This is a genomic window from Streptomyces katrae (assembly GCF_000966975.1).
Classification (GTDB): domain Bacteria; phylum Actinomycetota; class Actinomycetes; order Streptomycetales; family Streptomycetaceae; genus Streptomyces; species Streptomyces katrae.
The window spans coordinates 1-13,280 of the sequence record NZ_JZWV01000589.1 but is presented as its reverse complement, the minus strand read 5'-3'; the positions used below and the strand labels follow the sequence as shown (position 1 = coordinate 13,280).

The window sequence follows — 13,280 nt, the reverse complement described above, 5'->3', positions numbered from 1 at the left end:
TGCGGGGGCAGGGCGCGAGGACAGGGGTCCGTGGGACATGGGGCTCCTCGCGGCCGGTCGGGCGGGGACCGGGCCCCTGACGCACAGATCTGGAGAGCTAAAAGTAAGCAGATAATCCGATAATCCTCCTCATGATATCGGCCACGGCACCCGGTGAGTCGAACGCCTGCTCCGGCTAGGCTCGCTCCCGGGCAGGACCGGACCACCGGCAGCGACAGACTCGGGAGGCGGCGGGATGACAGTCCCGGGGCGCAGGAGCAGTACCTTCATCCGGCTGCTGCGGAGCGGATTCACCGACCCCACCGCCGCGTCCAGGCTCCTCGACGCCGACGCGCTGGCCGCCGTACGCACCGACCCGGTGCTCCTCGACGCCCTCGGCGCCACCGCCGACCCCGACCTCGCGCTCCTCGGCCTCGTCCGCCTCGCCGAAGCCCAGGCCCCCGAGGACCTCCCGCTCCTCCTCGACACCCTCGTGGCCGCCAAACCCCTGCGCGACCGGCTCCTCGGCGTCCTCGGCGCCTCCGAGGCCCTCGCCGACCACCTCGCCCGCCACCCCCGCGACTGGCAGGCCCTCGTCACCTACGAGGCCGCCGACCTGCACCCGGGCCTCCCCGAGTTCGAAGCGGGCCTCGCCGACGCCCACGACCCCGTCGCCCTGCGCATCGCCTACCGCCGCTGCCTGCTCTCCATCGCCGCCCGCGACGTCTGCGCGACCATAGACGTCGCCCAGACCGCCGCCGAACTGGCCGACCTCGCCACCGCCACCCTCCGCGCCGCCCTGCGCATCGCCTCCGCCGCCGCCCCCCAGGACGCCGCCGCCTGCCGCCTCGCCGTCATCGCCATGGGCAAGTGCGGCGGCAACGAGCTCAACTACGTCTCCGACGTCGACGTGATCTTCGTCGGCGAGGCCGCCCCCGGCACCGACGAGGGCAAGGGCATCCAGGCCGCCACCCGCCTCGCCTCCCACCTCATGCGGATCTGCTCCGAGACCACCGTCGAGGGCAGCATCTGGCCCGTCGACGCCAACCTCCGCCCCGAGGGCCGCAACGGCCCCCTCGTCCGCACCCTCGCCTCCCACATGGCCTACTACCAGCGCTGGGCCAAGACCTGGGAGTTCCAGGCCCTCCTCAAGGCCCGCGCCGTGGCCGGCGACCCCGAGCTCGGGGCCCAGTACATCGAGGCCATAACGCCGCTGGTCTGGCAGGCAGCCGAACGCGAGAACTTCGTCGCCGACGTCCAGAAGATGCGCCGCCGCGTCGTCGACAACATCCCCGCCTCCCAGATCGACCGGGAACTCAAGCTCGGCCCCGGCGGCCTGCGCGACGTCGAGTTCGCCGTCCAGCTCCTCCAGCTCGTCCACGGCCGCACCGACACCAGCCTGCGCTCCGGCACCACCCTCGACGCCCTGCACGCCCTCGCCGCCGGCGGCTACGTCGGCCGCGCCGACGCCGCCCAGCTCCACGACGCGTACCGCTTCCTGCGCGCCATGGAACACCGCATCCAGCTGTACCGGCTGCGCCGCACCCACCTCGTCCCCGAGGACGAGGCCGACCTGCGCCGCCTCGGCCGCTCCATGGGCCTGCGCACCGAACCCGTCGCAGGACTCAACAAGGCCTGGCGCCGGCACGCCTCCGTCGTCCGCCGCCTCCACGAGAAGCTCTTCTACCGGCCCCTCCTCGACGCCGTCGCCCAGCTCGCCCCCGGCGAGACCCGGCTCTCCCCGGCCGCCGCCGGCCAGCGCCTCGAAGCCCTCGGCTACGCCGACCCGGCCTCAGCCCTGCGTCACCTCGAAGCCCTCGCCTCCGGCGTCAGCCGCAAGGCCGCCATCCAGCGCACCCTGCTGCCCGTCCTCCTCGGCTGGTTCGCCGACTCCGCCGACCCCGACGCCGGCCTCCTCAACTTCCGCAAGGTCTCCGACGCCCTTGGCAAGACCCCCTGGTACCTGCGCCTGCTCCGCGACGAGGGCGCCGCCGCCGAGAACCTCGCCCGCGTCCTGTCCGCCGGCCGTCTCGCCCCCGACCTCCTGATGCGCGCCCCCGAGGCCGTCGCCCTCCTCGGCGACCCCGAAGGCCTCCAGCCCCGTACGGCCGAGGCCCTCGAACAGGAGGTGCTCGCCGCCGTCGGCCGCGCGGAGAGCGGGGAAGCAGCCGTCGCCGCCGCACGCGGGGTCCGCCGCCGCGAGCTCTTCCGCACCGCCGCCGCCGACATCATCGCCTCCTACGGCACCGAGGACAGCCCCGCCGAGAAGGACTGCGGAGCCCTCGTCGACCGGGTCGGCGACGCCGTCTCCGAGCTCACCGCCGCCACCGTCGCCGGAGCCCTGCGCGCCGCCGTCCGCGACCACTGGGGCGAGACCCTCCCCACCCGCTTCGCCGTCATCGGCGTCGGCCGCTTCGGCGGACACGAGCTGGGCTACGGCTCCGACGCCGACGTCCTCTTCGTCCACGCCGCCAAGGTCGCCCAGACCGTCATCGCCGAGATGCGCCGGCTCCTCCAGCTGCCCACCGCCGACCCGCCGCTCCTCATCGACGCCGACCTGCGCCCCGAAGGCCGCTCCGGGCCCCTCGTCCGCACCCTGTCCTCCTACGCCGCCTACTACCGGCGCTGGTCCCTGACCTGGGAGAGCCAGGCCCTGCTGCGCGCCGAGCCCGTCGCGGGCGACGCCGACCTGGGCCGCACCTTCATCGACCTGATCGACCCGCTGCGCTACCCCGCCGAAGGCCTCGGCGAGGACGCGGTCCGCGAGATCCGCCGCCTGAAGGCCCGCATGGAAGCCGAACGCCTCCCGCGCGGCGCCGACCCCACCCTCCACACGAAACTCGGCCGCGGCGGCCTCAGCGACGTCGAGTGGACCGTCCAGCTCCTCCAGATGCGCCACGCCTGGGCCGAACCGGGCCTGCGCACCACCCGCACCCGCCAGGCCCTGGCCGCCGCCCACGCCGCCGGCCTGATCCCGGCCGAGGAGGCCCAGATCCTCGACGAGGCCTGGGTCCTGGCGACCCGGGTCCGCAACGCCGTGATGCTGGTCCGCGGCCGCGCCGGCGACACCTTCCCCACGGACGCCCGCGAACTGGCGGCCGTCGGCCGCTACCTCGGCTACCCGGAGGGCCGGATCGGCGAAATGCTGGACGACTACCGCCGCACCACCCGCCGCGCCCGCGCGGTCGTCGACGACCTCTTCTACGGGGCGTAGCGCTGCCGGACCGCCGGACCGCTCCCGGTTATCGGCGGAAACGGTTGAGCAGGGCCGCCGTCGCCGGGTGCGGGGCGGTGTCCAGGGGGCTGCGGGGGAGGCGGTGCGGGAGGGCGCCGTACCAGGTGCGGGAGACCGTGTAGCCGAAGGCCAGGCAGAGCATGCCGCCCAGGGCGTCCAGCCAGAAGTGGTTCGCGGTGGAGACGATGACGACCAGGGTGGCCGCCGGGTAGAGGAGGCCCAGGATCCGGGCCCAGGGGGCGGACGCGACCGCGAAGATCGTCAGGCCGCACCAGAGCGACCACCCTATGTGCATGGACGGCATCGCCGCGTACTGGTTCGACATGTGCTTGAGGTTTCCCGAGGCCATCGAGCCCCAGGTGTGGTGCACCAGCACGGTGTCGATGAAGTGGCCGCCGTTCATCAGCCGGGGCGGGGCCAGCGGGAAGAAGAAGTAGCCGAGCAGGGCGACGCCCGTGGTGGCGAAGAGGACGAGGCGGGTGGCCGCGTAACGGCCGGGATGGAAGCGGTAGATCCACACCAGTACGCCGATGGTCACGATGAAGTGGAGCGTGGCGTAGTAGTAGTTCATGCCCACGACGAGCCACGTCACCGAGTTGACGGCGTGGTTGACGGAGTGTTCCACCGCGATGCCGAGGCCCCGCTCGACGCTCCAGATCCAGTCGGCGTTCGCGAGCGCGGCGGCCTTCTGCTCGGGGACCGCGTTGCGGATCAGCGAGTACGTCCAGTAGCTGATGCCGATCAGCAGGACCTCGAACCAGATCCGGGGCCGTCGCGGTGCGCGGAGCCGGGTGAGGAGGGTGCCCTCCGCTGCGGGGCGGTCCGCGCTGCCGGTCACGGGGGGCGACGTGACGTCCGTGCTGGGGGTGCCTCCGGCGGCTGCCGGGGGAGTTTCCAGTGTCTTCACGCTCGCTTCACCCATGGGGAGAGAGTCTGCCAGATGCGTCATCGCCTCCGATCATCCCTCCGGACGGTCTTCGGCGCCCGCGCTCAGCCCTGCGGAGGACACCGCCCCGGAGGCCCGCTACCCTGCCCGGCTACGCCGGCCCGCGCCGCTGCCCGGGACCGGAAGCCGTCGACCCGCGCACCACCAGCTCCGGCAGGAACACGAACTCGCTGTGCGGGGCCGGCGTACCGCCGATCTCCTCCAGCAGGGTGCGCACCGCCGCCTGCCCCATGGCCTGCACGGGCTGGCGGATGGTGGTCAGCGGCGGATCGGTGAACGCTATGAGCGGGGAGTCGTCGAAGCCCACCACGGAGACGTCCTGCGGTACCCGCAGCCCCTGCTGGCGCGCGGCCCGGATGGCGCCGAGCGCCATCATGTCGCTGGCGCAGACGACGGCCGTGCAGCCCCGCCCGATGAGCGCCGCCGCTGCGGCCTGGCCGCCCTCCAGGGTGTACAGGGAGTGCTGGATCAGCTCCTCGGCCTCGGCCTCCTGGAGCCCGAGCCGCTCCTTCATCGCGAGCCGGAAGCCCTCGATCTTGCGCAGGACGGGAACGAACCGCTTCGGGCCGACCGCGAGGCCGATCCGGCTGTGCCCGAGGGCCGTCAGGTGGGTCACCGCGAGCTGCATCGCCGCCCGGTCGTCGGGGGAGACGAAGGGGGCCCGCACCTTGTCGGAGAAGCCGTTGATCAGGACGTAGGGGACGCCCTGGCCGCGCAGCTGCTCGTAGCGGCCCATGTCGGCGGTGGTGTCGGCGTGCAGCCCGGAGACGAAGATGATCCCGGAGACGCCCCGGTCCACCAGCATCTCGGTCAGCTCGTCCTCGGTGGAGCCGCCGGGCGTCTGCGTGGCCAGCACGGGCGTGTACCCCTGCCGGGTCAGCGCCTGCCCGATCACCTGGGCCAGCGCCGGGAAGATGGGATTGTCCAGCTCGGGGGTTATCAGGCCGACCAGGCCCGCACTGCGCTGCCGCAGCCGTACGGGCCGCTCGTAGCCGAGCACGTCGAGCGCGGCCAGCACGGACTCACGGGTGCCTGCGGCCACACCGGGCTTGCCGTTGAGCACGCGGCTGACTGTGGCTTCGCTGACCCCCGCCTGGGCTGCGATGTCGGCAAGCCGTGCGGTCACGGGATTGGACTGTACCGGTAGGCGGCTCAGAAAGCCCACCACGTGCAGGAATCGGAAGGAAGGCGGACCGTGCGGCCGTCGGTCTCGACGGGGGCGCTGGACAGGACGGGACGGCCGGGCGAGGGCATCTCCACGGCGGTCGGGCGGGTGTTGACGGTGCAGGCGAAACCGGGCCGGGTGAAGAGCAGGACCCCCTCGGGGGCCGGACGCCACCGCATGCCCCGGGCGTACACGGCGGGCCCGGCCCCGGCCCCGGGCCACTCGTCGGCGGGCCCGCCCTGGCCCGCCTCCACCGCGCCGAGGCCCGGCATCGCGCGGCGCAGCTCCAGGGCGGCGCGGTAGAGCTCCAGCGTGGAGTGCGGATCGCCCGTCTGCGCGGCGACGCTGAGTCCGCCCCAGCCCTCGGGCTGCGGCAGCCAGCTCCCGCCGCTGCCGAACCCGTACGGGGCCTCGTCCCCGGACCAGGGCAGCGGCACGCGGCAGCCGTCGCGCAGCCCGTCCTGTCCGTCCTGCCCGTCTGCGGCGGAGGCGTCGGCCGGGCCGCCCGCCCCGTGGCCGGCCGCCGTGGTCCGGCGCCGGAAGGCCGGGTCGCGGCGGACCTCCGCCGGGAGGTCGGTGACCTCCGGGAGGCCGAGCTCCTCGCCCTGGTAGACGTACGCCGACCCCGGCAGCGCCAGCATCAGCAGCGCCGCCGCCCGCGCCCGGGCCAGCCCCTGCGCCCCGCCCCCGTACCGGGTCACATGGCGTACGACGTCGTGGTTGGACAGCACCCACGTCGTCGGCGCCCCCACCGCCGAGGTCGCGGCCAGGGACTCGTCGATGACCGTCCGCATCGCCGCCGGGTCCCAGGGACAGTTCAGGAAGCGGAAATTGAAGGCCTGGTGCAGCTCGTCGGGCCGCACGTACAGGGCGAGCCGCTCCGAGGTCGGCGCCCAGGCCTCGGCGACCCCGATCCGCTGGCCCCCGTACGAGTCGAGGAGCCGCCGCCACGAGCGGTGGATGGCGTGCACCCCGTCCTGGTCGAAGAAGGGGAGCGGCTCGGTGCCGATCAGCGTGGCCTGCGCGCCCCGGCCGATGTCCGGCAGGCCGGGGGCCTTGACCATGCCGTGGGCCACGTCGACCCGGAAGCCGTCCACCCCGAGGTCCAGCCAGAACCGCAGCACCGAGGCGAACTCCTCCGCCACCTCCGGGTGCTCCCAGTCCAGGTCGGGCTGCTCCGGGGCGAACAGGTGCAGGTACCAGTCCCCGTCCGGGACCCGGGTCCAGGCGGGGCCGCCGAAGACGGACTCCCAGTCGTTCGGCGGCAGCGAGCCGTCGACCCCGCGCCCCGGCCGGAACAGGTACCGCTCCCGGGCGCCGGGCACGCCGGCCAGGGCCTCCTGGAACCAGGGGTGCCGCTCGGAGGTGTGGTTCGGCACCACGTCCACGATCACCCGCAGGCCCAGCGCGTGCGCCGCCCGGACGAGGTCGTCGGCGTCGGCGAGGTCACCGAAGAGCGGGTCCACGGCCCGGTAGTCGGCGACGTCGTAGCCGCCGTCCGCCTGCGGGGAGACGTAGAAGGGGGTCAGCCACACCGCGTCCACCCCGAGCCGGGCCAGGTGCGGCAGCCGCTCGCGCACCCCGCGCAGGTCCCCGACCCCGTCCCCGTCGCTGTCGGCGAAGGAGCGCACGTACACCTGGTAGATGACGGCATCGCGCCACCAGCCGCCGCTCACGGCAGGATTGCTGGAAGCTCTTGCAAGCGGGAAGGCCGTCAACTCGTGCGTCATACCGCAGTCAACGCGTGTACACGTCCCCTGGTTGCGGGCCTGGGGAATCGAAGCCGACTCGAACTAACAGCAAGCTGCGGCAACCGTAGGGACACACGGATGTAACGGATCGCCTCCGCTTGCAGAAAATTGCCGCAAGGTCTTTCCGTCGGCTTTCAGTCTTGTTACGTTCCCTGCAACTCGGGACCGCGAGGGCGCGGCCGGGATCATCGAAGGAGTTCATATGCGGCGTGGCATAGCGGCCACCGCGCTGGTCGCGACCCTGGCGCTCGCGGCGACGGCTTGCGGTGGGGACACCAAGGGCGACGGTGGGGAGACGAAGGCCGGTGGCGAGCTGTCCGGCACCGTCACCTGGTGGGACACCTCGAACGACGCCGAGAAGGCGAGCTTCCAGAAGATCGCCGAGGCCTTCACCGCGAAGCACCCGAAGGTGACCGTCAAGTACGTCAACGTTCCCTACGGCGACGCCCAGAACAAGGTCAAGAACGCCTTCAGCAGCGGCGCCGACGCCCCTGACGTGATCCGCGCCGACGTCGGCTGGGTCGCCGACCTCGCCTCCCTCGGCTACCTCGACGAGGTCCCCGCCGACCAGGCCAAGAAGGTCGACGCCGAGTTCCTCCCGCAGGCCGCCGCCAGCGGCAAGTTCGACGGGAAGACCTACGCCGTCCCGCAGGTCATCGACACCCTCGGCCTCTTCTACAACAAGAAGATGCTCGCCGACGCCGGCGTCCAGCCCCCCAAGACCCTGGAGGAGCTGAAGACCGCCGCTGCCGCGATCAAGGCCAAGAGCGGCAAGACCGGCCTCTACCTGCGCGGCGACGACTCCTACTGGTTCCTGCCGTTCATCTACGGCGAGGGCGGCGACCTCGTCGACGCCAAGACCAAGACCGTCACGGTCGACAACGCGGCCGGCGTCAAGGGCTTCAAGGCCGCCCGCGACCTGGTCACCTCCGGCGCCGCCGTCACCAACGCCACCGACGGCTGGACCAACATGCAGACCGCCTTCAAGTCCGGGGAGGTCGCGATGATGATCAACGGCCCCTGGGCGGTGGCCGACAGCTACGCCGGCGAGCAGTTCAAGGACAAGTCCAACCTCGGCGTCGCCGCCGTCCCGGCCGGCTCCGTCAAGGCCGGCGCCCCGCAGGGCGGCCACGACCTGGCCGTCTACGCCGGCTCGAAGAACACCGCCGCCGCGCACGCCTTCGTCGAGTACATGACCTCCCAGGAGGTCCAGGTCCAGTCCGCCAAGGAGCTGAGCCTGCTCCCGACGCGCACCGCCGCCTACGAGCAGCCGGACGTCAAGAACAGCGAGATGGTCCAGTTCTTCAAGCCGGCCGTCGACAAGGCCGTCGAGCGCGCCTGGATCCCGGAGAACGGCTCCCTCTTCGAGCCGCTGAAGGTCGAGTACACCAAGGCCGTCACCGGGACGTCGAGCCCCGAGGACGCGGCCAAGGCGGCCGGCGCCGAGTTCCGCAAGATCCTCAAGGGCTGGAAGTAGTAAGGACCATGGCTGCTGACACCAGCCGGTCGGAGACCGGGGCCGCGGCCGGCGAGACGACCCTCGCCGGCCGCGGCTCCGGCCGCTCGACTGCCAAGACCACGACGCCCGGCCCCGGGGCCCCGACGTCCGCCAAGGGTGCGACGTCCGCCAAGGGCGCCCCCGCCGCCGGGAGTCCGCGCGGCGGCATCAGCCGCGCCCTCGCCACGCACTGGTACGCCTGGGCCATGGTCGCCCCGGTCGTCCTCGTCCTCGGCGTCATCGTCGGCTGGCCGCTCGTCCGCGGCATCTACCTGTCGCTGACCGACGCCAGCGAGCGCAACGTCGCCCGTACCATCGGCGTGCGCCACATCGAGGCCACGTACGAGTTCGTCGGGCTCGACAACTACGTGGCGGTCCTCGGCGAACCCGTCTTCTGGCAGCGGCTGGTGTGGACGGTGGTGTGGACCGTCGCCTGCGTCTCGGTCACCTTCGCCCTCGGCCTCGGCCTGGCCACCGTCCTCAATCGGCAGTTCCGCGGGCGCGCCGCCTACCGGATGGCGCTCATCCTGCCCTGGGCCGTGCCCGGCTTCGTCTCCGTCTTCGCCTGGCGGTTCCTCTTCAACCGCGACAACGGCATCCTCAACAAGATCCTCGACGGCGGAGGGATCTCGGCCGTCCCGTGGCTGGACGACCCGACCTGGGCCAAGGTGTCCGTCATCGCCGTCAACGTCTGGCTCGGCGTGCCGTTCATGATGGTCGCCCTGCTCGGCGGGCTCCAGTCGATCCCCGCGGAACTGTACGAGGCCGCCGAGATGGACGGCGCCGGACCGTGGCAGCGGTTCCGGCACATCACGCTGCCCGGGCTGCGCGCCGTCAGCATGACGGTGATCCTGCTCTCCACCATCTGGACCTTCAACATGTTCCCGGTGATCTTCCTGCTCACGCGGGGCGGCCCCGGCGACTCCACCGAGATCCTCGTGACCCAGGCCTTCCGCCAGGCCTTCGTCGCCAGCCCGCGCGACTTCGCCGGCTCCGCGACCTGGGGCGTGCTGATCCTCGGCCTGCTCATGATCTTCGCGCTGGTCTACCGGCGCTCGCTGCGCAAGCAGGGAGAGGTGTGGTGACCGTGTCCGAGACCGCTTCCGAGCCCCGTTCGAAGGGCGTCCGTCCGCGCGGTGCGCGGTCGCCGCTCGCCTCCTTCGGGCTGCACGCCACGCTCCTCGTCGCGTCCGTCATCGCCGTCTTCCCCGTGCTGTGGATCCTGCTGACCTCGCTGAAGCCCGCGAAGTACGCCATCAGCACCGACTTCGTGAAGGAACCGACGCTCGGCAACTACACCTACCTGCTGGAGTCCAGCCACTTCCTGAGCTGGTTCTGGAACTCCGTGCTGGTGGCCGGCGTCACCACCGTGCTGGGTGTCTTCATCGCCGCCACCACCGGGTACGCGGTCAGCCGCTTCAAGTTCCCCGGCATGAAGCCGCTCATGTGGACCCTGCTCATCACGCAGATGTTCCCGATGGCCATCCTCATCGTCCCGCTCTACAACCTGATGGGAGAGCTCGGGCTGCTGAACCAGCCGCTCGGCCTGATCATCACGTACCTCACCATCGCCGTGCCGTTCTGCGCCTGGATGATGAAGGGCTTCTTCGACACCATCCCGGTCGAGATCGACGAGTCGGGGCGGGTCGACGGGCTCAACCCCTTCGGCACCTTCTGGCGCCTGATCCTCCCGCTCGCCAAGCCCGGCCTGGCCGTCACCGGCTTCTACGCCTTCATCACCGCCTGGGGCGAAGTCGCCTACGCCTCCGCCTTCATGGTCGGCGAGGAGAACCTCACCCTCGCGGGCGGCCTGCAGACCTTCGTCACGCAGTACACGTCCAACTGGGGTGCGATGAGCGCGGCCTCCGTCCTCATCGCCATCCCCGCGGCCGTCTTCTTCCTGTTCGCCCAGCGTCACCTCGTCGCCGGTATGACGGCGGGCGCCACCAAGGGCTGACCGGCTGACCGACCCGCCCTGAGTTCCGCGCGTCCGTTCTTTCCGCGTTCCACCGGCCCGACCTCTCCAAGGACACCATGACCCAGCACCTCGCCGACGCTCTCCCCACCCCGACCGGGACCCGGTCCGGCTGGTGGAGAGACGCGGTGATCTACCAGGTCTATCCGCGCAGCTTCGCCGACTCCAACGGGGACGGCATGGGGGACCTCGAGGGCATCCGGAGCAGACTGCCCTACCTCAAGGAGCTGGGCGTCGACGCCGTCTGGCTGAGCCCCTTCTACGCCTCCCCGCAGGCCGACGCCGGTTACGACGTCGCCGACTACCGGGCCATCGACCCCATGTTCGGCACCCTGCACGACGCCGACGCCGTCATCCGCGAGGCGCACGCGCTGGACATGCGGATCATCGTGGACCTCGTCCCCAACCACTGCTCCGACCAGCACGAGTGGTTCAAGCAGGCGCTGCGGGAGGGGCCGGGCTCCCGGCTGCGGGAGCGCTTCCACTTCCGGCCCGGGAAGGGGGAGACCGGCGAGGAGCCGCCGAACGACTGGGAGTCGATCTTCGGCGGGCCGGCGTGGACGCGGGTGGAGGACGGGGAGTGGTACCTGCACCTCTTCGCCCCCGAGCAGCCCGACTTCAACTGGGAACACCCGGCCGTCCAGGACGAGTTCCGCTCCATCCTGCGCTTCTGGCTCGACCTCGGCGCCGACGGCTTCCGCGTCGACGTCGCCCACGGCCTGGTCAAGGCGCCCGGGCTGCCCGACCTCGGCGCCAAGGACCAGCTCAAGCTGCTCGGCAACGACGTCATGCCCTTCTTCGACCAGGACGGCGTCCACGAGATATACCGCTCCTGGCGCCGGATCCTCGACGAGTACGAGGGCGACCGCGTCCTGGTCGCCGAGGCATGGACCCCGACCGTCGAGCGCACGGCCCGCTACGTCCGCCCCGACGAGATGCAGCAGGCGTTCAACTTCCAGTACCTGACCTGCGACTGGGAGGCGACGGCGCTCCGCGAGGTCATCGACGGCTCGCTGGCCGCGATGCGTCCCGTCGGCGCCCCCACCACCTGGGTGCTGTCCAACCACGACGTCACCCGGCACGCCACCCGCTTCGCCAACCCCGCCGGCCTCGGCACCCAGCTGCGCGAGCCCGGCGACCGCGAGCTCGGTCTGCGGCGGGCCCGCGCGGCGAGCCTGCTGATGCTGGCGCTGCCCGGTTCGGCGTACCTCTACCAGGGCGAGGAGCTCGGCCTGCCCGACGTCACCGACCTGCCGGACGAGGTCCGCCAGGACCCGTCGTTCTTCCGCGCGGCGGGACAGGACGGCTTCCGCGACGGCTGCCGGGTCCCCATCCCGTGGTCGGGCACGCAGGCCCCGTACGGCTTCGGCACCGGTGGCAGCTGGCTCCCGCAGCCGGACTCCTGGGCGGAGCTGAGCGTGGAGGCGCAGACCGGCGACCCGTCCTCCACCCTGGAGCTCTACCGGACCGCCCTGCGGCTGCGCCGCGAGCACCCGGACCTGGGCGCGGGCGACTCGGTGGACTGGCAGGACGCTCCCGAGGGAGTCCTGGCCTTCCGCCGCGGGGAGTTCCTCTGCACCGCCAACACCACCGGTGCGGCGGTGCGGTTCCCCGTCGCGGGCGAGGCCCTGCTGTCCAGCGGCGCTGCGGTCGAGGACGGTGTGCTGCCGGAGGAGGGCGTGCTGCCGGCCGACACCACGGTGTGGTGGCGGGTGACGTCGGGGTGAGTTCCCCGTTGCGGCTGACGGACATCGCCTCGCAGGCCCGGGTCAGCGAGGCGACCGTCAGCCGTGTGCTCAACGGCAAGGCGGGCGTGGCGGCCGGCACCCGGCACCGGGTGCTGGCCGCCATGGACCTGCTGGGATACGAGCGGCCGGTGCGGCTGAAGCGGCGGAGCAACGGGTTGGTGGGGCTGCTCATCCCGGAGCTGACCAACCCGATCTTTCCGGCGTTCGCGCAGGTCATCGAGCAGGCGCTGGCCGGCCACGGCTACACGCCCGTGCTGTGCACGCAGACGCCGGGCGGGGCGACCGAGGACGAGCTGGTCGAGCAGCTTGAGGAACGGGGGGTCACCGGGATCGTCTTCCTGTCCGGGCTGCACGCGGATGCCACCGCTGATCCGGCGCGTTACCAGCGGCTCGCGGCGCGGGGGGTGCCGTTCGTGATGGTCAACGGGTTCAACGAGCACGTGCAGGCGCCGTTCGTCTCCCCGGACGACCGGGCCGCGGCGGAGATGGCCGTGCGGCACCTGGAGGAGCTGGGGCACCGGAGGATAGGGCTGGCCATCGGGCCGACGCGGTACGTGCCTTCGGCCCGCAAGGAGCAGGGCTTCCTGACGGCCCGGCCGGGGGCCGACGGGGAGGGGCTGGTCCAGCGCACCCTGTTCACGGTCGAGGGGGGCCACGCGGCGGGCATCGCCCTGCTGGAGCGGGGGTGTACGGGGGTGGTGTGCGCGAGCGACATGATGGCGCTCGGCGTCATCCGCGCCGCCCGGGAGAGGGGGCTGCGGGTCCCGGAGGACGTCTCGGTGGTCGGGTTCGACGATTCGCCGCTGATCCGCGCCATGGCCACGGCGGCGGTGGGGGCCCTGCTGGAGGCGGTGGCGGGGACGCCGGTCCAGCGGACGGAGTACGTCTTCCAGCCGGAGCTGGTGGTACGGGGGTCGACGGGGCCGGGGTAGGGGGGGTGGGGTTCCGGTGGGGGCTCGCTATCTCCCCCTCGAGGGGTGGGG

Annotated in this window: 9 protein-coding genes; 6 read left to right on the top strand and 3 right to left on the bottom strand. The window is 72.3% G+C overall.

Annotation, left to right across the window (positions count from 1 at the left end):
* Positions 1 to 235: 235 nt before the first annotated feature.
* Positions 236 to 3,193, top strand: coding sequence for a bifunctional [glutamine synthetase] adenylyltransferase/[glutamine synthetase]-adenylyl-L-tyrosine phosphorylase (locus VR44_RS21200; RefSeq protein ID WP_045949135.1), 2,958 nt, complete (start codon positions 236 to 238; stop codon positions 3,191 to 3,193).
* A gap of 28 nt (positions 3,194 to 3,221) precedes the next feature.
* Here VR44_RS21200 and VR44_RS21195 read toward each other — a convergent pair whose 3' ends face one another.
* The 3 genes from VR44_RS21195 to VR44_RS21185 form a co-directional block, all read right to left on the bottom strand.
* The gene (locus VR44_RS21195; protein WP_094191802.1) at positions 3,222 to 4,136 is read right to left on the bottom strand and encodes a phosphatase PAP2 family protein; all 915 of its coding nucleotides are present in this window, start codon (positions 4,134 to 4,136) and stop codon (positions 3,222 to 3,224) included.
* A 115-nt stretch (positions 4,137 to 4,251) separates the two neighbouring features.
* Complete coding sequence (locus VR44_RS21190) at positions 4,252 to 5,286, bottom strand: LacI family DNA-binding transcriptional regulator (RefSeq protein ID WP_045949133.1); 1,035 nt, start codon at positions 5,284 to 5,286, stop codon at positions 4,252 to 4,254.
* Positions 5,287 to 5,312: 26 nt separating this feature from the next.
* A complete protein-coding gene (locus VR44_RS21185) occupies positions 5,313 to 7,055 on the bottom strand; it encodes a glycoside hydrolase family 13 protein (RefSeq protein ID WP_045949132.1) in 1,743 nt (580 codons plus the stop codon).
* A gap of 223 nt (positions 7,056 to 7,278) precedes the next feature.
* Here VR44_RS21185 and VR44_RS21180 point away from each other — a divergent pair, with 223 nt between their 5' ends.
* The 5 genes from VR44_RS21180 to VR44_RS21160 all read left to right on the top strand — a co-directional run bounded on the left by VR44_RS21180 (position 7,279) and on the right by VR44_RS21160 (position 13,229).
* Positions 7,279 to 8,553, top strand: a complete 1,275-nt coding sequence (locus VR44_RS21180) for an extracellular solute-binding protein (RefSeq protein WP_045949131.1) — start codon at positions 7,279 to 7,281, stop codon at positions 8,551 to 8,553.
* An 8-nt stretch (positions 8,554 to 8,561) separates the two neighbouring features.
* Positions 8,562 to 9,659, top strand: coding sequence for a carbohydrate ABC transporter permease (locus VR44_RS21175; protein ID WP_045949130.1), 1,098 nt, complete (start codon positions 8,562 to 8,564; stop codon positions 9,657 to 9,659).
* A 2-nt stretch (positions 9,660 to 9,661) separates the two neighbouring features.
* Positions 9,662 to 10,531: a sugar ABC transporter permease gene (locus VR44_RS21170; protein ID WP_045949136.1), complete on the top strand. Its 870-nt coding sequence runs from the start codon at positions 9,662 to 9,664 to the stop codon at positions 10,529 to 10,531.
* A gap of 77 nt (positions 10,532 to 10,608) precedes the next feature.
* On the top strand, positions 10,609 to 12,276 hold the full coding sequence (locus VR44_RS21165) for a glycoside hydrolase family 13 protein (RefSeq protein WP_045949129.1): 1,668 nt from the start codon (positions 10,609 to 10,611) through the stop codon (positions 12,274 to 12,276).
* Positions 12,273 to 13,229 carry a LacI family DNA-binding transcriptional regulator gene (locus VR44_RS21160; RefSeq protein ID WP_245692058.1) on the top strand — a complete coding sequence of 319 codons (957 nt, stop codon included), beginning with the start codon at positions 12,273 to 12,275 and terminating at the stop codon, positions 13,227 to 13,229. Before VR44_RS21165 ends, VR44_RS21160 begins: the two co-directional genes overlap by 4 nt.
* Positions 13,230 to 13,280: the final 51 nt, after the last annotated feature.